The 24,234-nt window shown below is 73.4% G+C and carries 14 protein-coding genes; 5 read left to right on the top strand and 9 right to left on the bottom strand.

Features of this window, described 5'->3' with window-relative positions; genetic code table 11:
• Positions 1-149 precede the first annotated feature (149 nt).
• Positions 150-752, bottom strand: a complete 603-nt coding sequence (locus ACFU9E_RS34215) for a superoxide dismutase (RefSeq protein WP_350541079.1) — start codon at positions 750-752, stop codon at positions 150-152.
• Positions 753-915: 163 nt separating this feature from the next.
• On the opposite strand from ACFU9E_RS34215, the gene tsaD reads away from it, so the two are divergent.
• The 3 genes from tsaD to ACFU9E_RS34200 all read left to right on the top strand — a co-directional run bounded on the left by tsaD (position 916) and on the right by ACFU9E_RS34200 (position 7,085).
• Entirely contained in the window at positions 916-1,983 is a 1,068-nt protein-coding gene (gene tsaD, locus ACFU9E_RS34210) for a tRNA (adenosine(37)-N6)-threonylcarbamoyltransferase complex transferase subunit TsaD (RefSeq protein ID WP_380683694.1), read from the top strand.
• Positions 1,984-2,189: 206 nt separating this feature from the next.
• Positions 2,190-4,517, top strand: coding sequence for a collagenase (locus ACFU9E_RS34205; protein ID WP_380715634.1), 2,328 nt, complete (start codon positions 2,190-2,192; stop codon positions 4,515-4,517).
• A gap of 231 nt (positions 4,518-4,748) precedes the next feature.
• Complete coding sequence (locus tag ACFU9E_RS34200) at positions 4,749-7,085, top strand: collagenase (RefSeq protein WP_380683691.1); 2,337 nt, start codon at positions 4,749-4,751, stop codon at positions 7,083-7,085.
• Between the two features lie 59 nt (positions 7,086-7,144).
• Here the strand turns inward: ACFU9E_RS34200 and ACFU9E_RS34195 are convergent, their stop codons facing one another.
• Positions 7,145-13,060: a TIR domain-containing protein gene (locus ACFU9E_RS34195; RefSeq protein WP_380683690.1), complete on the bottom strand. Its 5,916-nt coding sequence runs from the start codon at positions 13,058-13,060 to the stop codon at positions 7,145-7,147.
• A 173-nt stretch (positions 13,061-13,233) separates the two neighbouring features.
• On the opposite strand from ACFU9E_RS34195, the gene ACFU9E_RS34190 reads away from it, so the two are divergent.
• Positions 13,234-14,436, top strand: a complete 1,203-nt coding sequence (locus ACFU9E_RS34190; protein WP_380683689.1) for an SLC13 family permease — start codon at positions 13,234-13,236, stop codon at positions 14,434-14,436.
• Here the strand turns inward: ACFU9E_RS34190 and ACFU9E_RS34185 are convergent, their stop codons facing one another.
• The 7 genes from ACFU9E_RS34185 to ACFU9E_RS34155 all read right to left on the bottom strand — a co-directional run bounded on the left by ACFU9E_RS34185 (position 14,437) and on the right by ACFU9E_RS34155 (position 22,555).
• The gene (locus tag ACFU9E_RS34185) at positions 14,437-15,303 is read right to left on the bottom strand and encodes an inositol monophosphatase family protein (protein WP_380683688.1); all 867 of its coding nucleotides are present in this window, start codon (positions 15,301-15,303) and stop codon (positions 14,437-14,439) included.
• Entirely contained in the window at positions 15,275-15,949 is a 675-nt protein-coding gene (locus ACFU9E_RS34180; RefSeq protein WP_380683687.1) for a hypothetical protein, read from the bottom strand. Before ACFU9E_RS34180 ends, ACFU9E_RS34185 begins: the two co-directional genes overlap by 29 nt.
• 160 nt (positions 15,950-16,109) lie before the next feature.
• Positions 16,110-18,671 (bottom strand): ricin-type beta-trefoil lectin domain protein, encoded by a 2,562-nt coding sequence (locus tag ACFU9E_RS34175; RefSeq protein WP_380689773.1) that lies wholly within the window; start codon positions 18,669-18,671, stop codon positions 16,110-16,112.
• A gap of 374 nt (positions 18,672-19,045) precedes the next feature.
• Positions 19,046-20,059: an alcohol dehydrogenase AdhP gene (gene adhP / locus ACFU9E_RS34170; RefSeq protein ID WP_380689871.1), complete on the bottom strand. Its 1,014-nt coding sequence runs from the start codon at positions 20,057-20,059 to the stop codon at positions 19,046-19,048.
• A gap of 147 nt (positions 20,060-20,206) precedes the next feature.
• The gene (locus ACFU9E_RS34165; RefSeq protein ID WP_380689873.1) at positions 20,207-20,590 is read right to left on the bottom strand and encodes a VOC family protein; all 384 of its coding nucleotides are present in this window, start codon (positions 20,588-20,590) and stop codon (positions 20,207-20,209) included.
• 148 nt (positions 20,591-20,738) lie between these two features.
• The gene (locus ACFU9E_RS34160; protein ID WP_380715632.1) at positions 20,739-21,674 is read right to left on the bottom strand and encodes a helix-turn-helix domain-containing protein; all 936 of its coding nucleotides are present in this window, start codon (positions 21,672-21,674) and stop codon (positions 20,739-20,741) included.
• A gap of 83 nt (positions 21,675-21,757) precedes the next feature.
• A complete protein-coding gene (locus ACFU9E_RS34155) occupies positions 21,758-22,555 on the bottom strand; it encodes an SDR family NAD(P)-dependent oxidoreductase (RefSeq protein WP_380689962.1) in 798 nt (265 codons plus the stop codon).
• A 164-nt stretch (positions 22,556-22,719) separates the two neighbouring features.
• Here ACFU9E_RS34155 and ACFU9E_RS34150 point away from each other — a divergent pair, with 164 nt between their 5' ends.
• Positions 22,720-24,147 carry an MFS transporter gene (locus tag ACFU9E_RS34150; RefSeq protein ID WP_380689964.1) on the top strand — a complete coding sequence of 476 codons (1,428 nt, stop codon included), beginning with the start codon at positions 22,720-22,722 and terminating at the stop codon, positions 24,145-24,147.
• Positions 24,148-24,234 lie beyond the last annotated feature (87 nt).

Genomic DNA, 24,234 nt, shown 5'->3' with positions numbered 1-24,234 from the left:
TAACCACCCAACGCGCGCCACCGCCACCGGGTGACGCAACCCCCGCTGCCGCGGCGGTACGCGAAAACCGCCCCTCCCTACCGTAGCGGAGGGGCCCCCGGCCGGTGCGCACCGGCCGGGGGCCCCTCCGTCACCTGCCCTGCCCTGGGTCAGGCGCTCTTGGCGTCCGCGAAGCGGGCCGAGACGTCCTGCCAGTTGACGACGTCCCACAGGCGGGTGACGTAGTCCGGGCGGACGTTCTTGTACTGCAGGTAGTACGCGTGCTCCCAGGCGTCGAAGGCGAGCAGCGGGGTGGTGCCCTGGCCGACGTTGCCGTGGTGGTCGTAGACCTGCTCGACGATCAGGCGGCCGCCCAGCGGCTCCCAGGAGAGGATGCCCCAGCCCGAGCCCTGCACGCCGGTGGTGGCGTTGGTCAGCTGCTTCTTGAAGGCCTCGAAGCTGCCGAAGTGCTCGGTGATGGCGTCGGCCAGCTCGCCCTCGGGGCGGTCGCCGCCCTCCGGGGAGAGGTTCTGCCAGAACAGCGAGTGCAGCACGTGGCCGGAGAGGTGGAAGGCGAAGGTCTTCTGCAGGCCGACCAGACCGCCGAACTGCTCCTTGTCACGCGCCTCGGCCAGCTGCTCCAGGGTGTCGTTGGCGCCCTTGACGTACGCGGCGTGGTGCTTGGAGTGGTGCAGCTCCAGGATTTCCGCGGACATCGCGCGCTCCAGCGCGGAGTAGTCGTACGGCAGGTCGGGAAGCGAGTAGGTGCCCATCAGGACACGGCCCCTTTCGGCGAGTTCAACGATGACGATCGTGCCGGGTCAACACTATTGCGTATCAGTTGCAAGAACGAACAAGGGGCTCCTGCATATTCCTCACGCCGTGTCGGGCACAATGGGAGCAGCGGTATGTAATGAGCGGCGAGGGTGAGTGACCATGACAGGCGCGCCAGTGGTGCTGGGCATCGAGTCGTCCTGCGACGAGACCGGCGCCGGGCTGGTGCGCGAGGGCGTGCTGCTCGGACAGGCGGTGGCCTCCTCGATGGACGAGCACGCCCGCTACGGCGGCGTGGTCCCCGAGATCGCCGCCCGGGCGCACCTGCACGCGATGGCCCCGGTGGTCGACGAGGCGCTGCGCCGGGCCGGGTTGACCCTCGCCGACGTCGGCGCCGTCGCGGTGACGGCCGGTCCGGGCCTGGCCGGGGCCCTGCAGATCGGGGTGGCGGCGGCCAAGGCGTACGCCTTCTCGCTGGGCGTCCCGCTGTACGGGGTGCACCACCTGGCCGGACACGTGGCCGCCGCGACGCTCGACGGCGGACCGCTGCCCGACCCTTGCGTGGTGCTCATCGTCTCCGGCGGGCACACCTCGCTGCTGCTGGTCCGCGACCTGGCCCGCGATCCGATCGTGCACCTGGGCGACACCCTGGACGACGCGGCCGGCGAGTGCTTCGACAAGGTGGCCCGCATCCTGCGGCTGCCCTACCCCGGCGGACCCGCGATCGACCGGGCCGCACGCGAGGGCGACCGGCGCGCGGTGCGCTTCCCGCGCCCCCTGAGCGGCCCGGCCGACCCGCCCTACGCCTTCTCCTTCTCCGGCCTCAAGACCGCCGCCGCCCGCTGGGTCGAGGCGCAGCGGGCCGCCGGCGCCGAACCGCACGTCCCGGATGCCGCCGCCGCGCTCCAGGAGGCGATCGCCGACGTGCTGACCCGCAAGGCCGTCAGGGCCTGCCTGGACCACGGGATCGGAACCCTGGTGGTGGTCGGCGGGGTGGCCGCCAACTCACGGGTGCGGGAACTCGCCGAGCGGCGCTGCGCCTCGGCCGGGATCGTGCTGCGGGTGCCGCCGCTCGGGCTGTGCACGGACAACGGGGCGATGGTCGCGGCCGTCGGCGACCTGCTGGTGCGCGCGGGCGCCGCTCCGGCCCCGGCGGACCTGTCAGTCGACCCGTCGGCGCCGCTGGAGTTCGCGGCACTCACCCCGCGGGCGGCGGCGCGGGCGGCCTGAGGCGCGGTCCGAGGCGCGGCGGCCGCCGGACGATCCGGGACAAAAGGCCCATCCGACTGTCCTCTGACAACGTTTCGGTTGCGACGAACAATTCTTCGATCATTCATCTTCCCAGCGCACTGTGACCTGTGCCATTTTACATGTCACACATCGAGAGGCCGTGGTCCCCCAAACCGCAGCCCGAACGGCCCCGGAGGCCCCCACAGATGCGTCCCTTCCGGATTTCCAAGGCCAACGCGCGCAGGCTGCCTGCGCTCGGTGCCGCCTTCTTCATCGCACTCGGCCTGTTCGCCCCGCAGGCCCAGGCCACCCCCGCCGGCACCACCGCCCCGGCCGGCGGCAGCGCCGCCTCGTCGACGCCGCGGTCGATCCCGGTGCCCAAGTCGCCCGACGCCAAGAGCACCAGCCCCTTCAAGCTCTCCGCCCAGGACAGCGCCGAGGCGAACACCCCGCCGGCCGCCCCGGCCACCCAGCCGGCCAAGGCCGCCAAGGGCTTCTCGGCCGCCGCGGCCGACCCCTGTCCCGACCTCTCCGGAGTCCTCAACGCCACGGGCAGCGCGCTGGTCCAGCAGCTCAAGGCCCTGCCGCGGGTCGACTGCACCTACCCCCTGTTCAACATCACCGGGGACAGCGTGAAGGCCTTCCGCGAGGCCAACATGGTGACCGTCGCCAACGCGCTGCGCGACGCCTCCCCCGCCTACCCGGGCGACAACAGCACCAACATCGGGCAGCTGGTCCTGTTCCTGCGCGCCGGCTACTACGTGCAGTGGAAGTTCCCGGACACCGTCGGCGCCTACGGCCCGACCCTGTCCGCCGCGACCGGCGGCGCGCTGGACGCCTTCTTCGCCTCCGCGCACGGCAAGGACGTCAGCGACGCCAACGGCGCCCTCCTCGTCGAGGTCGTCAAGGTGATCGGCCAGAGCGACACCCTCGGCCGCGAGGCCGGCGTGTTCAAGTGGCTGCTCGGCAACTACAACGGCGCCACCTGGCCCACCCAGATGACCAACACCGTGGCGGAGTTCGACTGGGTCCTCAAGGACGCCTTCGAGTCCAAGACCGACGCCACCGGCTGGAAGGCCGCCCTCAAGGCCGACCCGAGCATCCTCAACACCTGGTCCGGCTTCGTCACCCGCAACGGCTCGCAGCTGAACCGCTGGGACGTCGTCAGCAACATCGGCCGCTACCTCGGCTACGCCCTGCAGGTCGACGAGCTCAAGGGCCAGCTCCGGCCGGTCCTGAAGGACCTGATCAACCGCTACCCGAACGTCGGCCCGACCGCCCCGATCACCATGAACCTGGGCTGGGCCACCCGCCAGTTCGACAAGGGCCACTGCGCCGACTACGGCATCTGCGACCTGAGCACCCGCCTCATGCCGGTGATCCTGCCGATCCAGCGCGTCTGCAACGACGGCCTGAAGATCAAGGCCCAGGACATGTCCCCCGGTCAGCTGGACGACACCTGCACCAGCCTGATCAACCAGGACGCCTACTTCCACAAGATCATCGGTGACAAGGGCGCCATCCCCGGCGACGTGAACACCAACCTGGAGGTCGTCGCCTTCGACGACTACGACCAGTACTCACTGTACGCCTGGGCCTTCTACGACATCGACGTCGACAACGGTGGCATGTACGAGGAGGGCGACCCGTCCAAGCCGGGCAACCAGGCCCGCTTCATCGCCCACGAGGCCTCCTGGCTGCGGCCGAAGTTCGAGATCTGGAACCTCAACCACGAGTACACCCACTACCTCGACGGCCGCTACAACATGTACGGCGACTTCGAGGCCAGCCAGACCACCCCGACCATCTGGTGGGTCGAGGGCATCGCCGAGAACATCTCCTACGGCTACCGCAACGAGCGCAACGCCGACGCGATCACCGAGGCCGGCAAGAAGACCTACAAGCTGAGCGAGCTCTTCGACACCGTCTACGGCCAGACCGCCGACCCCGACGAGAACTCCAACCGCGTCTACCGCTGGGGCTGGCTGGCCGTTCGCTACATGCTCCAGGAGCACCGCTCCGACATGGACGCCATCCTCACCAAGTACCGCACCGGTGACTGGAACGGCGCCCGCGCCATCCTGAAGCAGACCATCGGCACCAGCTACGACGCCGGCTTCGACGCCTGGCTGACCAAGTGCGCCACCAACGACTGCGGCCCGCTGCCGGAGGCCCCGACCGGCCCGGTCACCCCGAGCACCCCGCTCTGCACCATCCCGGACACCCGCCAGTTCGACAACAACTGCCGTCGGGACAACCTGACCGCCACCACCGGCAACTACAGCTACCACTTCATCAACCTGCCGGCCGGCGTCAAGACGCTGACCATCACCAGCAGCGGCGGCACCGGCAACGCCGACCTCTACTACGGCGGCAACAACTGGGCCACCACCAGCAACGCGCTGGCCAAGTCCACCAACGCCGGCAACAACGAGACCCTGACCATCACCAACCCGCCGTCCGGCTGGGTCTACTTCAGCCTCGCCGCCCAGCAGACCTTCAGCGGCACCACGCTCTCCGTGTCGTACCAGTAACAGGATCCGCATACGAAGGGCCCCGCCGGTTCGCCCGGCGGGGCCTTTTCCATGCCCGCGCACACCCTCTCGAAGCCCCCCCGGGAAGCGAACTGACAACGTTTCGGTTGCGGCGAACAATTCCTTGGTTCGCAACCTTCCCAGTGCACTGTGATGTGTGCCATTTTACATGTCACACACCGAGAGCCGCGTGCCCCACATGCGGCCCAACAGGCCCGGAGGCCCCCACAGATGCGCTCCTTCCGCATGTCCAAGGCCAACGCGCGCAGAGTCCCTGCGCTCGGCACCGCCTTATTCCTCGCGATCGGCCTCTTCGCTCCGCAGAGCCAGGCCGCGCCGGCCCCCGCGGGCACCCCGGCCGCCGCCGGCGCCGCCTCTGCTTCGGCGCCCCGGTCGATCCCGTTCCCCGAGCCCGATGTCCAGCGGACGCACCCCTTCAAGCTCTCCGCCGATGACAACGACCGGGCCCAGCGCTCGCTCGGCGCCCCGACCGACGCGCCCTCCCCGGCCGCCAAGGGCTTCTCGGCCCCCGCCGCCGAGGACAGCTGTCCCACCGACCTCTCCGAGCTGATCAGCGCCACGGGCAGCGCGCTGGTCCAGAAGCTCAAGGCCCTGCCGAAGGTCGAGTGCACCTACCCGCTGTTCGACCTCACCGGGGACAACGCGGCGACCGCCTTCCGCGAGTCCAACCTGGTGACCGTCGCCAACGCGCTGCGCGACGACTCCCCCGCCTACCCGGGCGACAACAGCACCGACATCGGGCAGCTCGTGCTGTTCCTGCGCGCCGCCTACTGGGTGCAGTCGAACTACCCGGCCGTGGTCGGCGCCTACGGCTCGACGCTGACCGCCGCGACCAAGGGCGCGCTGGACGCGTTCTTCGCCTCCCCGCACAGCAAGGACGTCACCGAAGCCAACGCCGCGCTCCTCGTCGAGACCACCAAGGTCATCGACCAGACCTCGACGCTCGGCCGGTACGCCGGTGTCTACAAGTGGCTGCTCTCCACCTTCGACGGCGTCACCGCGCCCGCGAGCCTCAAGGCCACCGTCGTGCGGTTCGACCCGATGATCGAGGACGGCTTCGAGGACAAGAAGGACAGCACGGGCTGGAAGGCCGCGCTCCGGGCCGACCCCACCATTCTCGACGCCTGGGCCGGCTTCATCACCCGCAACGAGCCGCTGCTGAACCACGACAACCTGATCAGCAACACCGGCCGCTACCTCGGCTACGCCCTGAAGGTCGACGAGCTCAAGCCCCGGCTCCGGCCGATCCTGAAGGACCTGATCAACCGCTGGCCGAACACCGGCCCGACGGCCCCGATCACCATGAACCTGGGCTGGGCCACGCGCCAGTTCGACAAGGGCCACTGCGCCGACTACGGCATCTGCGACCTGGGCGCCCGCCTCATCCCGGTGATCCTCCCGACGACGTACACCTGCAACCCGGACCTGAAGATCCGGGCCCAGGACATGTCCCCCTGGCAGCTGCGCTCCACCTGCACCAACCTGACGGACCAGAACCCGTACTTCCACAAGATCATCGGCGACCCGGGCGTCATCCCCGGGGACGTGAACACCAACCTCGAGGTCGTCGTCTTCAACGACGAGTACCACTACAAGCTGTACGCCTGGGCCTTCTACGACATCGACGTCGACAACGGCGGCATGTACGAGGAGGGCGACCCGTCCAAGCCGGGCAACCAGGCCCGCTTCATCGCCCACGAGGTGTGGTGGGACATCTCGACGTTCGCGATCTGGAACCTCAACCACGAGTACACCCACTACCTCGACGGCCGCTACAACATGGGCGGCGACTACGCGGCCAGCGAGCTGACCCCGACCACCTGGTGGGTCGAGGGCATCGCCGAGAACATCTCCTTCGGCTACCGCAATGAGCGCAACGACAAGGCGATCGCCCTGGCGACCAGCAAGACGTACAAGCTCAGCGAGCTGTTCGACACCACGTACGACCCGGAGGCCGGCGCCGACGTCAACACCAACCGCGTCTACCGCTGGGGCTGGCTGGCCGTCCGCTACATGCTGCAGAACCACCGCGCGGACGTCGACACCGTGCTCACCATGTACCGCGCCGCCGACTGGAACGGTGCCCGCGCCTTCCTGAAGCAGACCATCGGCACCCGCTACGACGCCGACTTCAACACCTGGCTGGACGCCTGCGCCAAGAACGACTGCGGCCCGCTTCCGGAGGCCCCGACCGGCCCGGTCACCCCGAGCACCCCGCTCTGCACCATCCCGGACACCCGCCAGTTCGACAACAACTGCCGCCGGGACAACCTCACCGCCACCACCGGCAACTACAGCTACCACTTCATCAACCTGCCGGCCGGCGTCAAGACGCTGACCATCACCAGCAGCGGCGGCACCGGCAACGCCGACCTCTACTACGGCGGCTCCAACTGGGCCACCACCGGCAACGCGCTGGCCAAGTCCACCAACGCCGGCAACAACGAGACGCTGACCATCACCAACCCGCCCGCCGGGTGGGCCTTCTTCAGCCTCGCCGCCCAGCAGACCTTCAGCGGCGTCACCCTCTCCGTGCAGTACCAGTAGGCAGCATTCAGGACCAGGGGCCCCGCCGGTGTGCGAACGGCGGGGCCCCGCCTTCGTCCCTACAGCTCCGCCTCCGGGGGGAGGCGGTGGACGCCGGGGAGGTGGGTGTCGAGTTCGCCGGGTTCGAAGCGGCACATGCCGACGGCGTGCCAGAACTCACCGGCCACGTCGCCCTCGCACTTGTAGGCGCCGGAGGGCAGCAGGGCGGCCCAGCCGTCGGGGGCGCCGAGCAGGGTGGCCAGGGCGGTCGGGCGGCCGTCGGCCGGGACGCGCCAGAGGCGGACGGTGCCGTCCTCGCCGCCGCTGGCCAGCAGCGAGCCGTCCGGGCTGAAGGTGACGGCGAGGATCCGCCCGGTGTGGCCGCGCAGGCCGGCCAGTTCGGTGCCGCTCAGCGGGTCCCAGACCCGGACCACCCGGTCGTCGCCGGCGGTGGCGAGCAGCGGGCGGTGCGGGTGGGCGGCGGCGGTCCACAGCCGGCCGACGTGGCCGGTGAGGCGGTGGCGGACGGTCCGGTCGACCCAGATCAGCGCGGTGCCGTCCCAGGAGGCGCTGGCCAGCCAGGCGCTGTCGACGGCCGGGGCGACGGCGTACACCCGGTCGGTGTGGCCGTCGAGTTCGGCCTCCACCCGCCCGGTCGCGATGTCGGAGATCCGCACCGTGGTGTCGTCGCAGCCGGTGAGCAGCTGCCGGCCGTCCGGGCTGAACGCGATCGAGCGGACCCGGCCGCGGTGCTCGCGCAGCGTGGTGAGGTGGGCGCCGGTGCGGCGGTACCAGATGCGGACGGTGTCGTCGTCGTTGGCGGTGGCGACCAGGGCGCCGTCGGCGCTGAACGCCTCCGCCCAGACGTGCTCGGTCTCGACGTCCATCTCGCGCAGGTACTCGCCGGTGCGGGCGTTCCACAGGCACAGGTCGCCGTCGTTGGTGGCGGTGGCCAGCACGGCCTCCTCCGGGCTGAACACCGCGGAGACCAATCGGCTGCTGCGGCCGGAGAGTTCGCGCAGCCGGCGACCGGTGGACGGTTCCCAGATCCGGACCGCGCCGTCGTTGCCGCCGGCGGCCAGCAGGGCGCCGTCGCCGCTGAAGGTGAGCGAGCCGATCCGCCGTCCGTGGCCGCGCAGCAGCTGTCGGCTGCGGCCGCTGGACGGGTCCCAGAGCCGGACCCGGCCGTCGTTGCCGCCGGTGACCAGCAGCGGGTCGCTCTCCGCGCCGCCGCGGCCCGAGCCGGGGCGGAACCGGCAGGCCCAGACCGAGCCGCGGTGCTCGGGCGGCTGCCGGCGCAGCGGCACCACCTCGCGGGCGCCCGCGGCTCCCACCGTGCCCGCGCCCTCCCCGGCGCCGACCCGCCAGACCCGGACCCCGCCGTCGCTGTCGCTGGCCGCGAAGCGGGTGCCGGCCTCGTCGAAGGTGACCTGGTAGATCTTGCCGGTGGAGTCCTCGGGCCGGCCGGCGGAGGTGCCGTCGAGCGGGTTCCAGAACCGGATCTGGCCCTCGGTGTCACCGCTGGCGAGCAGGTCGCCGTCGGGGTGGAAGGCCAGCGTGTAGATCCGGCCGGCGTGGCCGGGCAGGCTGTGGCGCAGTCGGCGGCCGGCCACCTCCCAGATCCGCACGGTGCCGCCGGTGCCGTCGTCCGGCCCGCCGTCGGCGGTGGCCACCAGGGTGCCGTCCGGGCTGAACGCGGAGCGGTAGACGGTGCCGCGGTGGCCGGGCAGGACGGCGAGCCGGCGGCCGGTCACGGTGGACCAGAGCCGGGCGCCGCCGCCCTGGTCACCGGTGACCAGCACGGTGCCGTCGGGGTTGAACACCGAGGTGTAGACGGGCGCGGCGTGGCCGGGCAGCCGGTGCAGCGGCTGGCCGGTGGCGGTGTCCCAGAGGGTGACGACGCCGTTGAGGTCGCCGGTGGCGACCATCCGGCCGTCGGGGGCGAGCGAGACCGGCCAGACGCCGCCGGGGTGCACGTCGAGGCGGTGGCGGCACTCGCCGGAGACCGGGTCCCAGAGCCGGACGGTGCCGTCGGCGCTGCCGGTGGCGAGCACGTTGCCGGCGAACTTGACGGTGTAGACGCGGCCGATGTGGTCCTTGAGGGTGCGCAGGGCGATGCCGGTGACGGCGTCGCAGACCAGCACGCTGCCGTCCTCGGAGCCGACCGCCAGCAGGTGGCCGTCCCGGCTGAAGGCGACGGGCTCGGGCAGCCGGGTGGAGCGCACGTCGAATCCGTAGGGGACGCCGACCTCGGAGGGGCTGAAGCCGGCCTCGACGGGCAGTCCGGGGGCGATGGCGGCGGCCTGCAGCTCGGGGGCGGCGAGCACCTCCTCGTCGGTGACGGCGGAGATCAGCGCGGCGCGCTGCCAGCGGCTGCCGCGCAACCGGGCGCCGCGCAGGTCGGTGCGGATCAGCCGGGCGCCGTGCAGGTCGGCGAAGCGCAGGTCGGCGCCGCTGAGGTCGGCGGAGTCGAGCCGGGCGCCGGCCAGGCGGGCGCCGCGCAGGTCGGCGCCGGCGAGGTTGGCGCCGAGCAGCCGGGCCCCGCGCAGGTCGGCGCCGAACAGGTCGACGCCGGACAGGTCGCGGTGCGAGAGGTCCTCGCCGGCCAGGGTGGCGCCGCGCAGGTCGGTGTGGGCGGGCACGCGCAGCCGGTCGAGGACCTTGACGGCGTTGAGCCGGGCCGCCTCGGAGGCGGACTCGGGGGTGTCCAGGACGGAGCGGGCCCAGCGCTGGCAGACCTGGTGGTCGGTGAGGTCGCAGAGGAACTCGACGGCCAGCCGGCTGAGCGGGCCGCGGCCGAGCAGGGTGGCGTCGCCGCGCCGCAGCGCCTCGGCGGCGGCCCGGGCGACCAGCCACTCCACCACCGAGCCGTGGATGAAGTGGAACATGCCCTCGTCGGAACGGACCAGCAGGCTGCCGGAGCCGACCGCGTGGGCGACCTGCGGGGTGGGCATCCGGTTCTCGGCGAGGCCGTTGAGCACGCCGGCGATGTCGACGATCTCGTCCAGCGGGATGGCGCTGCGCCCGCTCTCCCACAGCCGCAGCGCGAGCAGGGTGACGGCCTGCCAGAGCTGGTCGAGGTGCAGGCCGGGCGCGGCGCCGGGGCCGCCGTGGCCGCGCTGCTCCTCGAAGCGCAGCCAGGCGGTGAAGACCTCCTGGTAGAGGCCGGCGGCGCTGAGGGCCCGGCCGGCGCCGGCGACGGCGCGCAGCCGGTCGTGGTCGAGGTCGGCGACGAAGCTGAGCAGCCGGGGGTTGCGGCACAGCGCGAGCAGGTCGGGGATGGCCTCCAGCAGCCGCATCCGGCGGTCGGCGGCCTCCCGGTCGCCGTAGCGGTTGCCGAGGTAGCCGCGGATCTGGTGCGGGGTGAAGTCCTGGACGGCGATGAGCCGGCGCTGCGGGAGCAGGCCGACGCGCTCGCCGAGCGCGGTCAGCACCTGCTCGTGGGAGCTGAAGTGCTGGGTGCGGCTGGTGACCACGATCTTGGCGCTGTCGACGGCGGCGTCCAGCAGCACCTGGAGGTGGTCGGCGGCGCGTTCGTAGCTGACCCGGTTGACGAGTTCGTCGAAGCCGTCGAAGAGCAGCACCACCCGGCCCTGGCGGAGCATGTAGCGGAAGGCCCGCAGGTCGAGGGTGTCGATGCCGTGCTCGGTGAGGTGGGCGGCGACCAGGCCGTCCAGCGAGTGCGCCTTGTCGAGGGCGCTGAGTTCGATGAACAGCGGCGACAGGTGCGGGAGTTCGGCGGGAAGCCGGCGGGCCAGCTCGCGCAGCGCGAAGGTCTTGCCGCGGCCGAAGTCGCCGAGCAGCAGGACGAAGCGGCCGTGGTCGGAGTCGAGCAGCCGCAGCATCTCCTCGACCAGGCCGTCGCGTTCCTCGGCGCCGGGGCGTTCGGCGTCGCGGTAGCGCTGGGGCAGGTAGAGGCCGGGGTGGTACTGGCTGTCGGTGGCGAGCCGCTCGGTCTGCGCCGCGACGTGGCCGCGCAGGTCGAGCAGGCCCTGGAACTCCAGGAAGCTGCGCAGCCGCACGCCCCGGCGGCGGGCCCGGTCGCGCAGTTCGCGCGACGGCGGCGGGCCGTCGTGGACGAGTTCGGCGTCGAGGGCGGCGCCGTCGGCGTGCACCGCGTCGGCGAAGCGCTCGACCTCCTCCTCGGTGGGGGTGCCGACGCAGGCGGCGACCCGCTGCTGGCGGACCAGCCCGGATTCGGCCCAGGTGACGAACAGCTGGGTGGCGGTGCCGGCGACGGGGCGGATCTGGGCGCCCGGGTGGCGGGTGCGGCAGACCTCGGCGACCCGGTCCAGCAGGGCCTGCTCCGGGGTGGCGAGCGCGCGGGCCTCGTGGTCGGTGTCGGCCGGTTCGCGGACCTCCTCCAGCTGCGGCGGGCCGGCCTGCGGGGCCGGTTCGGGGGCCGGGAAGGCGCGTTCGGCCCGGCGCCAGGTCACCGTGAGCCGCTGGTTCTCGCCGGCGGGGGCGGGCCAGCGGGTGAGGCCCTCGCGGGTGAGCCGGAGCAGCTGGTGGGCGCCGGGGGCGGCGGCGGCGAGCACCGGCAGCTCGCCGGCGGAGGTGGCAAGGGTGCGCGGGGCGGTGCGGCCGTCGCCCGGGCCGTGCAGCAGCAGGTGGAGGCGGGGCGCGGTGAGCCGGGTGAACCGGTCGGCGTCGCGCAGCGGTTCGGTGCCCTGACCGTGGGAGGCGCGGGCGGGGGCGATGTTGGCGGAGCGCGCGCCGGAGCCCGGGGCGACCGGGTGGCGCACGGCGCCGATCCGCAGCCAGCCGTCGTTGGCGTACGGGCGCAGTGCCTGGGCGAACCAGGCGGCCTGCTCGGGGCCGAGCCAGCCGTACTGGTCCTCGGGCCGGTGGGTCCAGGCCATCGAGGAGTTGAGCCCGGCGACGACGGTGCCGAGTTCGGGCACCGGGAAGAGCGTCCACGGCTGGGCGCTGTCGAAGACCACGTCCAGGCCCTGGTAGAACTCCTGGAACAGCCGGGCGTAGTGCCGCCACTTGGGCCAGTACGGTGCGGCGGGCCGCAGTTCGTCGGCCTCGCAGGTGGCGAAGTAGGCCCGGGAGGCGGCCTGGCTGACGTCCTGGCCGCCGGGCAGCACGGCCACCCGGTGCGGTTCCAGGCCGAGCAGGGCGCGGATGCCGGTGAGGAAGGTGAGCGCCTGCTCGCACTCGCGGGGGCTGCCGGAGGCGGTGAGGTCGCCGGTGACGACGACGAGTTCGGGCGCGGGGGCGCCGGCGTCGGTGAGTTCGACCAGGTCGCCCCAGATGGCGGCCTGCAGGTCGACCGGGTCGTGGCCGCTGCCGAAGGCGGGCCCGGCCAGGTGCAGGACGGTGATCTCCTCGCGGCCCGCGGGGCGGGCGGCGGCCTGCGGGTACTCGGGCTGGACGGAGGGGCGACGGCGTCCGGCCCAGCCGGTGCCGCCGACCTGGCGCGGGGCGGGGACGGCTGCGGAGTTCTGCGCCTGGACGGGGCCGCCGTTGTCGGCGCCGGTCCCGTTGCCCTTGTTGCTGCTGTTGCCGCCGTTGCCCGGGTAGCCGGGGACCAGGTCGGGGCGGGCCCGGCCGTCCACCGCCTGGCCGACCCGGGTGAGCAGCAGTTCGCGGGCCCGGGCGGGCTCGGTGACGCCGACGAGGTCGATGTAGGTGAGCGTGGCGAGCAGCCCGTCCACCGGGATGTCCTCGATCCGGACGGTCAGCAGCCGCCGCTCCGGCGCGTCCGGATCGGCCCGCAGCGCGGCCTGCCACTCCATCCGGCCGTACCGCGAGCGCTCGTAGTTGCGCGAGAGCAGTGCGATGACGGCCGCGGACTCGGTCACCCCGCGGTCCATGAAGTCGACGAAGTTGGTGCCCGGCACGAAGTCCCAGGCCTGGAGCAGGGCCCGGTAGCCGGCCTCCTCCAGCGTCCAGGCGATCCAGGACGCCCACCGTTCGTCGGCCGGCGAGTAACTGATGAAGAAGTCGATCGGCCCGGGGCCACCCGGGGTCGCGTCAAGAGCCCCCATGGAAGCAGCTTATGACCGATCCGGAGAGGCTCAACCCTGTTTCACCGCAACGAGTCCGGGTGGTTTTCGGCCGTCGCCATTCCCACACGTTTCCGTTACTCGTCCGCCCGTACGAGCGGCGGCCCCGGCCGGCGGCCTCGACCGGCAACGTCTCGTGTGCGACCCTGACGACCGTGTTCGCGTACTGGCCCGCCGTCAAGCGGCTGCACCCCCTGGACCTGCTGGCCGCGGGGCTGCTCGCCTGCGGCCTGCTCCTCCTCGCCACCGGCCTGCTGCCGATGGACTCCGCCGGGGCGGCCGTGCAACGGATCGCCCCGCTGCTGGCCTTCCTCGGCTCGGTCATCGTGCTCGCCGAACTGACCAGTGCCGCAGGAGTGTTCGACGTGGTGGCGGCCTGGGTGGCACGGGCCGGACGGGGCAGCTACCCGGCGCTGTTCCTGCTCTGCGTCGGCTTCGCGTCGCTCACCACCGCGGTGCTCAACCTGGACACCACCGCCGTGCTGCTCACCCCCGTCATGCTGGCGCTGGCCACCCGGGTGGGCATCGCCCCGCTGCCGCTGGCGATGACCACGGTCTGGCTGGCCAACACCGCGAGCCTGCTGCTGCCGGTCTCCAACCTCACCAACCTGCTGGCCGCCGACCGGGTCGCGCTCTCCCCCGCCGGCCTGGCCCGGGTCATGTGGGCGCCGCAACTCGCCGCGCTGCTGGTCACCATGGTCTGCCTGTGGGGCTTCTACTGGCGGCGCGGCCGGCGCGGCGCGGCCACCTACCACCCGCCCGCGGCGCACCGGCCCGGGGACCGGACGCTGTTCCGGATCTGCGCGCTGGCCTGCACCGGCTTCCTGGCGGCCAGCCTGGCGGCGGTCGTCCCGCTCTGGGCGGCCTCGGGCGCGGCGGCGGCCGTCGTGGTGGCGGCGTTCGCGGTGCGCCGGCCGGAGGCATTGCGCGCCTCGCTGGTGCCCTGGCGGCTGCTGGTGATGGTGCCCGGCATGTTCCTGGTGGTGCAGACGGTGGATGCGCACGGTCTGCACCGGCTGCTGGCCGACGCGATCGGCGCGGACGGCGGCACGCTCGGCCTCTTCCGCGCCTCGGCGGTCGGCGCGGGCCTGTCCAACCTGTTGAACAACCTGCCGGTCTACCTGGCCGGCGAGGCCGCCGTCCCCGAGGGCAATCACACCCAACTGCTCGCCCTGCTGATCGGCACCAACATCGGCCCGCTGGTGACCCCCTGGGCCTCGCTGGCCACCCTGCTCTGGTACGAGCGCTGCCGCTCGGCCGGTCTGCGGGTGCCGCTGCGCGGCGTCGCCGCGACCAGCGCGGTCCTGGCGCTCGGCGGCGTCGGCCTGGCGACGGCGGCGCTGGCGCTCACCGGGTGACTACCCGGCTGCGGGCCCGGTCCCGGCCTCGGCGATCAGGTCGAGCAGGTACGGCAGGACCTCGGGGCGGGCCGCGACATAGCTGCGGGCGGTGTCCGGGCGGCCGATCCGGGGGCTGAAGGGGCCGCCGTCCAGTGCGCGGATCTCCAGCCCGGCCTCGGTGGCGAGCAGGCTGCCGGCGGGCAGGTCGATCTCCTCGGCCCGGTAGCCGACGAAGCCGTCGATCAGCCCGCTGGCCAGCAGCGACCAGGTGAGCAGCGGCGCCCACAGCTGGAGCACCCGGCGCGCGCCGCCCTCCAGGCCGTCCTTCAGGGCCCGCGCCACCGGGTCGCCGGCCGGCACGCCGTGGCCCTGGGTCCAGCCGAGCACCGGTCGGGCGGCGCCGAGCGGTCGCCCCGGCGCCGCCAGCCGTCCGTCCGGGCCGTGGGCGCCCGAGCCGCGCACCGCCCGCCAGGTGCGGCCGGCCACCGGGTCGTGCACCACGCCGAGCACCGGCTCGTCGTCCACGCACAGCGCGATGCCGACCACGTAGGCGGGCAGGCCGATCACGACGTTGTTGCTGCCGTCCAGCGGGTCGACCAGCCAGGTGCGGCGGGCGGCGGGCCCGCCGGCCAGGTCGCCGCCCTCCTCTGCGCGGATCCGGTCGGCGGGGAAGCGCTCGGCCAGCCGCCGGGTCACCAGCTGCTCGGCGAGCAGGTCGAGTTCGGTGACGACGTCGCCGTCGGCGCCCTTGGTGTCCACCCGGAAGGCGCTGAGGAAGCGCGAGCGCAGCAGCGCGCCCGCGTCCTCGGCGGCGCGCACCGCGACCCGGCACTCCTCTTCGAACGCCCCGGTGCCGTCACCCTGGTCCGTCGTCGTAACTTCCACTGATCCTCCTGGCTGCCTCTTCGGCGATCCGGGCCGTGCGTTCCGCGTCGCAGAGCCGGCGCACCACCCGGCGGGGGCCGCCGTCCACCGGCCCCAGCACCACGTCCACCGGCCCCGGCACCGTGCGGCCGAGCACGACGGTGGCGGTGGGCGTGCCGTCCGGCAGCACGGTGGCGTGGAACTCCCCGGCCCGCAGGGTGTACGTCTCGCCGCGCCCGCTGGTCTGCTCGGCCAGCGGCTGCCAGCGCACCAGCCGAGCGGTGGGCCGCACCTCGTCCACCCCGGCGGCGGCGTCGCTGTGCACCGCGTAGGCCCGGTGGCTCGGCCGGGCGGGCTCGTCGTACACGCCGATCCGCAGGTTGCCGATCCGGCCGTAGAGCACGCTGCTCTTCAACTCCCAGCTGTGGCAGTGGATCTCGCGCTGCCCGACGGCGGTCGCCGGGTCGAAGACGTGCACGCAGACGCCGAGTGCCCCGTCGCGCACCACCGGCAGGCAGTAGAACCCGAGCGGGTGCGCCACCGCCCGCAGCACCCGGGCCCCGCTCACCACCTGGGCCAGCAGCTCGCCCACCAGCAGGTCCAGCCCGGGCTCGGCAACGGTGCGGCCGGCGGCCCGGTCGAGCGTCGTGAACAGGTCGTTGCTCATCGCTCCCCCTTGTCCCCCGCCCAATATGCTAGGACCGCCGAGAAGTTGACGGCCAGCGAGTTGACGCCCCGACCCGCGGTTTCCCGTTGCCGAAAAGCCGCGGGCCCGCGACGGGTGGTGCGTCGCGGGCCCGCGGGTCCGTCTGTGCCGGGGAAGGCGGTCAGGCGGCGGTGGGCTGGAGGGTCCAGCGCTGGTTGGCGTTGCCGTTGCAGCCCCAGATGCCCAGGGTGGTGCCGTTGGCGTCGTTCCAGCCGGGCAGTTCCAGGCAGGCGTTGGCGGCGGGGTTGTAGAGGGTGCCGTCGGCGCGGTACGTCCAGATCTGACCGGTGGTGGCCTGGCAGTCGGTGAGGACCGTCGGCGTGCCCCAGTAGGTCACGTTGTCCCGGACGGTCACGCAGCGGCCGCCGGAACGCAGGGTGCCGTCGGAGCCGAACGCGAACTTCTGGTTCGCGCCGTTCCAGCAGTCGTAGAAGCGCAGGCCGCCGCCGTTGGGCGCGCCGTAGGTGTCGAGGCAGCGGCCCGGGTTGTAGGCGGAACGGACGCCGAAGTCGGCGGAGCGGTCCCGCGGGATCTCCTGGGGCGCGGCGAAGCCCGGCCGGCCGGCCACCGGGGCGGTGCCCGCGAAGCGCACCAGCCGGCCGTCGTAGACGGTGGCGACCAGGTCGGGGTAGCCGTCGGCGGTCATGTCACCGGGCGAGTCGACGATCGGGAAGACGTTCGCGGCGAGCCCGATCGGGAGCACGGCGTGGGCGGCGGGCACCGTCCACTGCTCGGTCGCGGTCGTGCCGCAGTCCGCGATCACCAGGCGGCTGCCCAGGCGGGTGACCGGGTCGGCCGCGTCGAGGCACTTGCCCGCGTTCGGGTTCATCAGCGTGCGCGGGTGGGGGCCCGCGACCCACTGCTGGGCCGGGCTGCCGTTGCAGTCCCACAGGTTGACCGGCGAGCCGTTGGCGGTGTTGCCGCCGGTGACGTCGAGGCACTTGCCGAGGACGTGCAGCGAGCCGTCGGTGCCGAGGGTGAACTGCTGGTTGGGGCTGTCGCCCTGCTCGGAGCAGGTCCACAGCAGGGCGGCGGTGCCGTTGCCCGTCCAGCCGTGGTCGATGTCGGCGCAGAGGTCCTTGCCGTCGGTGGCCTTGAGGCCCCAGCCCAGCGGCTTGTGGGCGGGCATCGTCAGCGGGGCGGAGCCGTTGACCGGCCGGCCCGCGGCGTCCAGCGGCAGCGGCAGGCCGGTGACGGCCCCGGTCACGGTGTCCCGCACCCAGAGCGTCGGCGCGCCGTTGACCTCGCCGGGGTGCAGCAGGGTGAAGCCGCTCCAGTCGTCCCCGGCGGCGCCGAGCTCGACACCGGTGCCGACCTGGCACAGGTTGTCGGAGGGGTAGTAGCGCAGGTGGCCCTTCTCGACGGTGACGAGGCCGGTCCCACTGCCCCGTCGGACGGCCGTCAGCTGGGCGATGTTGTCCCAGGTCCCGTCGACACCCCGGGCGCACATGCTGCTGGCGCCCAGCTGGGTGGCGGTGCGGGTGAAGTGGCCGGCCGTGCCGTCCGGGAATGCGGCGTTCACGTCGTTGCTGTAGAGGAAGAGCTGCTTGGTGGCCTTGTTGTACGCGAACAGCGAGTCGCCGCTGGCCATCACGGCGCCGCGGTGGGCCACCAGGTAGTTGTTCCAGTCGTCCTTGCGCGGGCTGCGGTCCGCCGTGGACGCCGTCTCGGGCGTCAGCGGCTTGCTGCCGTCGCCGCCCCGGTACAGGGTCAGCGAGCCGTCCGCGGCCGGGAGCAGGAAGTCCGCGACGCCGTCAAGGTCGACATCGCCCGGCACGACCGGGGCGGCCGGCTTGGCGGGAACGTAGTACGAGTAGGTGGACGCCTGCGGCGCGGAGTTGCCGGCCCCGTCGACGGCGCGCACGAACAGTATGTGGCTCCCCCAGCCGCCGACTCCGACGCTGATCGGGACGTCGGCGTACGCGGTGCCGTCGGCCGTGAAGGAGGCCGGGACGCTGCCGGTGCCGGTGGGCGAGCTGTTGTCGTCGAGCGCGTACTGGAACGCGCGGACGCCACTGGCCAGGCAGCTGCCGCTGACGCAGCCGGCCGGGACCGGGTCCTTGCTGCTGACCCGCACGGTGACGCCGGTGTCACCGGCGCGGCCGGTGGGCGTGGCGCCGCTGCCGAGCGGCGGGAACACCGAGGAGGGCGCGATGGACGCCTGGGTCGGCGCGGTGAGGTCGACGTCGAAGGCGCAGTCCGCCGACGCGGGGCTGTTCACGCCCCCGGCGGTGGACCAGGCGTTCCAGCCGTACCGGTGACCGTCCGCCAGCGCGCGGCCGACGTAGGCGTCGCCCCAGCCGCCGGTGCCGGCGATCGGCGCACTGGTCCGCGAGGTCGCGCCGGACTCGGCGCTCTCGCCCGCCGAGGCGTCCCACACGTGGAACCCGACGGTGATGTTGTTGCCGGGGGCCCCGCCCGCCCAGGCGAACAGGCGGACGTTGGACGAACCGTCCGACAACGCCGTCGTCCGGCCGATCCACCCGGGCGTGCCGCCGCCGCAGGCACTGTCCGCGGGGTTCTCCGACTGGGGGCTGGTGTACATGCCGGTGGGGGTGCTCGGTCCGGAGCCGTCCGCGAACGCGGCTCCGGGAGCGGCCAGCACCAGGGCGGCCGCGGACAGGGGGACCAGGCGTCTCGCCAGCGGGCCCCGCAGCCTTCCGGGGGGACGGGATTCTCGCATGATGTGTTCGTTCGCCTTCGCAGCAGTACCCCTCGGCCCGGGGCCGACCGCCGGTCGCCTCGCCGACGGCACCGCACGGGCGGCGTCTCGCCGAAGACCGGTGAATGAAGGGGTTTTTGTCCGATTGGTGCGCATTCCGACCACTCGTCAGGTGACAAGCCCTCACCTCGACGGTCGGTGCGCGGTCGAACGCTAGTGTGTGCGAACGCGGGCTGGCAATCCGGTTTCCACGATCTTCGCGCCCGCCCCGCCGGGGCGAACGGCGCAGGTCACCGGCGCGCCCGGCAACAGATGCGCCGGGCGACAACGGCGCTCGGCCCCGGCCGGAGGGTTCCGGTCGGGGCCGAGCGCCACCGTGGCGGGACGGGCGGAGGTCAGCGCAGGTCGAAGACCAGCCGGGCGGAGACCTTGCCGTTCAGGACCTCGTCGAAGCAGGTGTTGACGTCCTCCAGCCGGCGGGTCTCGCGGATGACCCGGGTGCGGCCCAGGGCGTGCAGCCGGAAGACCTCGGCGAGGTCCTCCCGGGTGCCGACGATCGAGCCGATCACCTTGGTGCCGTTGAGCACCGTGTCGAAGACCGGCAGTTCGAGCTTGCCCTCGGCGGGAAGGGCCACCAGGACCAGGGCGCCACCGCGGCGCAGCGAGCCGTAGGCGGCCTGGAAGGAGGCGTTGCTGACGGCCAGCGCGATGGCGGCGTGGGCCCCGCCGAGCTTCTGCACCTCGGCGGCGACGTCCTGGACCCGGGCGTCCAGCACGTGGTCGGCGCCGAGTTCGCGGGCCAGCGCGAGCTTGTCGTCGGTGACGTCGACCGCGATGGTCTCGGCGCCGGCGATCCGGGCGTACTGGAGGGCGAGGTGGCCGAGACCGCCGATGCCGGAGATCAGGACGCGGGTGCCGGGCCCGGCACCGGAGACCTTGAGGGCCTTGTAGGTGGTGACGCCGGCGCAGGAGAGCGGGGCGGCGTCCAGCGGGTCGATGCCGTCGGGCACCGGGACGACGTAGTCGCCGTGGGCGAGGGCGTGCTCGGCGTAGGCGCCGTCGACGGAGTAGCCGCTGTTGTGCTGCCGGGTGCAGAGGGTCTCCCAGCCGGAGACGCAGTGGTCGCAGCGCCCGCAGGCGTCGGCCAGCCACGGGATGGCCACCCGCTCGCCGACCCGGACGTGCCGGACCTCGGAGCCGGCCGCCTCGACGATGCCGACGCCCTCGTGGCCGGGTACGAACGGCGGGTTCGGCTTCACCGGCCAGTCGCCGCGGGCGGCGTGGATGTCGGTGTGGCAGAGTCCGGAGGCCTCGATCCGCACCCGCACCTGGTGCGGACCGGGGTCGGGCAGCGGGCGCTCCTCGATCGCGAGCGGCTGGGTGAAGTCGTGGACGACGGCGGCCTTCATGGTTCTGCTCCTGCCCTTCGTACCGGGGGGACCGTTCCCGGCCCCCGGAACCCCGTTCGGTTCACCTCCATCCCACGCCACGGCCGGGCGGGCCGCCAGGGCCGGACGGGTGAACCCGGAGGGACCATGGTCCCTCCGGGACGGCGGTCAGGACTCCCGGTGCACGATGCGGCGGACCAGCTCCGGGACCCATTCGACGTACTCGACCTCCGCGCCGTCCGCGTGCCGGGCGTAGAGGAACCGCCCGGTCGCGGAGGCGGTCTCGGGCGTGGTGACGACGGCGCCCGCGGCCTCCAGGACCTCGCTCAGCTCGTCGAGGTCGGAGACCACGACGGTCGCCGAGGCGTGCGCGTACTTGGCGCGCTCGGAGGGCGGGCCGGCGATCACCAGGAAGTCGCCGATGGCGGCGAGTTCGATCTCGTGGAAGCGGAACAGCAGGTCCGGCTCGGCCCCGGTGAGGGTGCGCAGCAGCGGGAGCGAGTGGTCCAGGCCGTCGGCCCAGAGCCGGGCATAGGTCTTGAGGATGGGCATGGGTGCTCCGAGTCGTCCGACGCCGTCCGGCGTCGACCGGCGCCACGGGTGGCCACCGTGTCAATCCGCCGGACGCCGGGTCTCCGACAGGTACCGGATCACCGTAAGCGGGCGGGCTCCCGCACAGAAGACCGTACTTTGCGGTGCGTCAGTGCCCGACGGTAACCGACCCGCCACCTGCGGTGGAGCCGGCCGGGCCGATCCGGGCGCCGTCCCAGGCGATCAGCATCCGCAGGGCGTCCTCGGACGGGCTGCCGGGGTCGGGGGTGTATGTGATCAGCGCCTGGTCGGGGTCGTCGGCCGGGCGGAGCGTCTCGTAGAGCAGTTCCATCCGGCCGACCAGCGGGTGGCGGAACACCTTGCGGCCGGAGGTCTTGTCGCGCACCGGGTGCTCCGCCCACCACTGGCGGAACTCCGGGCTGCGCACCGACAGTTCGCCGATCAGCTCGGCGAGCCGGGGGTCGTCGGGGCGGCGTCCGGCCTCCAGCCGGAGGAAGGCGGCGTTCTCCCGCGCGCAGCCGACCCAGTCGTCGTAGAGGGTGCGCGAGGCCGGGTCGAGGTAGGTGATCCGGGCGATGTTGCGCTCGGCGGGGGCGAGCGCGCCGTAGTCGCCGAGCAGGGAGACGGCGGCGCGGTTCCAGTCGAGGACGTCCATCCGCCGGCCCATCACCACGGCGGGCACCTCGGGCATCGCCCCGAGCAGCCGGGCCAGGGCCGGGCGGACCTTCTGCGGGCCGGAGCCCCGGCCACCGGCGCCGCGGGCGGGTCGGCCGCGGGCGGCCCGGGTACGGGCGAGGCGGTGCAGGTGGCCGCCTTCCTCGGGGTCGAGGCGCAGCGCGCGGGCGACCGCGTCGAGCACGGAGTCCGAGGGGTTGCCGACCCGGCCCTGTTCGAGCCGGGTGTAGTAGTCGACGCTGACGCCGGCGAGCTGGGCGAGCTCCTCGCGGCGCAGGCCGGCCACCCGGCGCCGGCCGCCGAGGTCCGGCAGGCCGACGTCCTCGGGGCGGAGCCGGGAGCGGCGGGTCCGGAGGAACTCGGCGAGGCCGGCGCCGGTGGCGGCGAGGTGGGCGGGGCTCGTGCTCATGCGGTCATTCTTGCCGGTCGGCGCTCCCGCAGCCTGGCCCTGGCAGGACCAGGCTGCGGGAGCGGAGGCGACCGGGGCGGAGGTCACCAGCCGTTGGCGACCGCCACCACGCCGCCGTCCACCACGAGGTCCTGGCCGGTGACGTAGGAGGCGCGGGGCGAGAGCAGGAAGGCCACCGCCTCGGCGACCTCCGCCGCCTCGCCCAGCCGGCCGAGCGGCACCAGGGAGCGTACGGCGTCCTGCTGAGCCGGTTCGGTGATCACCTCGTGGAACATCCCGGTGACGATGTAGCCGGGACTGACGGAGTTGATCCGGATGCCACGCCCAGCGAACTCGCCGCCGAGGGTGCGGGTGAGGTTGTGCACGGCTGCCTTGGTCGCCGCGTACACCGGGGCGTTGGGCAGGCCGCGGTGCAGCGTCCAGGAGGCGTTGAGGACGATCGAGGCGCCGCCGGCGGACCGCTCCAGCAGCGGCAGGGCGTGCAGGACGGTGAACAGGACGCCCTTGAAGTTGACGTCCACGGTGCGGTCGAAGCTCTCCTCGGTCACCTCGGCCGAGGTCTCGAAGACGCCGACCCCGGCGTTGGCGAACACGCCGTCGAGGCGGCCGTAGCGCTCCGCCACCCGGTCGGCCAGCCGGGCCAGCTCGGCGGGCCGGGAGGAGTCGGCGCGGACGGTGAACAGCCTTTCCCCACCGCCGAGTTCGACCTCGGCCCGGCTCAGTCGGGCGTCGTCGCGGCCGGTGATCACGACGCTCGCCCCGCGGTCCAGCAGCAGCCGTGCGGTGGCGAGGCCCATGCCGCTCGTCCCGCCGGTGATCAGCACCGTCCGGCCGTCGAAGTCGCGGGCGGCGTCCGGGGTGTTCTCGTTCAGGTTGGTCATGCCCCCACCCTCGGGGCCGCGGGCGGACCGGACCAGGCCCGCCCGGACCGGGGGTCCACCGGGACCACCCTGGCGCCGGAACGCTTGCGCCCTATACCCCCTGGGGGTATGTTTCCCTTCGCCCCTCGGAGACATACCCCCACCCGGTATAGGAGAACGTGGTCATGTCCGACCTCACCGCCGCGGCCCCGGCCGCGCCGCCCGCGGCAGCCTCGCCCCGCCGCTGGACGGCCCTCGGGCTCATCGCCCTCGCCCAGTTCATGGTGATCATGGACACCTCGATCATCGGCGTCGCCCTGCCCGAGATGCGCTCCGCGCTCGGCTTCACCCAGGAGGGCCTGTCCTGGGTCTTCAACGCCTACGTCGTCGCCTTCGGCGGACTACTGCTGCTCGGCGGCCGACTCTCCGACCTGTTCGGCGCCAAGCGGCTGTTCGCCACCGGCTGGGCCGTCCTCGCCGCCGGCTCGCTGCTCGCCGGCCTCGCCGCGAACCCCGGACTCGAACTCGCCGGACGCGCCGTCCAGGGCGCCGGCTCCGCGCTGATCGCCCCGGCCGCGCTCACCCTGCTGATCAGCCTGTTCGGCGCCCGCCCGCAGGAGCTCGGCAAGGCACTCGCCCTGTACGGCGCGGCGGCCCCGGCCGGCGGCACCGCGGGCGTCTTCCTCGGCGGCGTGATCACCCAGTACCTCAGCTGGGAGTGGGTCTTCTACGTCAACATCCCGGTCGCCCTCGGCGTCCTGCTCGCCACCCCCGGCGTGATGCCCGCCGCCCCCGCCCGCCGCGGCTCGGTGGACTGGCTCGGCGCGCTCACCGTCACCGCCGGCCTCGCCGTCTCCGTCTACGCCATCGTCCGTGCCCCGGAGACCGGTTGGGGCTCCGCGCGCACCTGGCTGGTGCTCACCGGGGGCGTGCTGCTGATCCTCGCCTTCGTCGCGCTCCAGGCCAAGCGGCGCGAACCGCTGATGCGGCTCGGCATCTGGCGCAGCCCCAACCTGGCCGGCGCCAACCTCGCCCAGCTGCTGATGGCCGCCGCCTGGATCCCGATGTGGTTCTTCCTGAACCTCTACCTCCAGCAGGTGCTCGGTCTGCAGGCCTTCGCCTCCGGCGCCGCGCTGCTGCCGATGACCGCCGCCACCATGCTGATGATGATCGTGCTGGCGCCCCGGCTGATCGCCCGCTTCGGCCCCGAGCCGCTCATCGTCACCGGCCTGCTCGCCCTCGCCGGCGGCATGCTCTGGCTCTCCTTTGCCCGGCCCGACGGCAGCTTCGCCGTCGACGTGCTGCCCGCCTCGCTGCTCGCCGCCGTCGGCATGTCGCTCGCCTTCATCCCCTCGCTCGGCACCGCGCTCGCCGTGCCGAACCCGGCCGAGGGCGGTCTGGCCTCCGGCATCGTCAATACCAGCTACCAGATCGGCTCCGCGCTCGGCCTCGCCGCGATGACCGCGCTGGCCGCCGCCAACGGCGCGCGTGAACTCGGCGACCCGGTCGCGCTGACCGACGGCTTCTCCGCCGCGTTCCTGGGCGCCGCCGCCCTCGCCCTGCTCGGCGCGCTCGCCTCGGCGCTCACCATCCGTACCGCCAAGAGCAGTTGAGGCCACCCGCCGATGCCCGCCCCGCGCCTGCGCCCCCGCCCGGTTCGGCGGGGGCGCGGGCGCGGGGGGGGGCCGGGGCCCTCCGGG

Source organism: Kitasatospora sp. NPDC057595 (assembly GCF_042800875.1).
Taxonomy (GTDB): Bacteria; Actinomycetota; Actinomycetes; order Streptomycetales; family Streptomycetaceae; genus Kitasatospora.
Note: the sequence above shows the minus strand (reverse complement) of the source record. Positions and strands in the feature narration are given on the sequence as shown.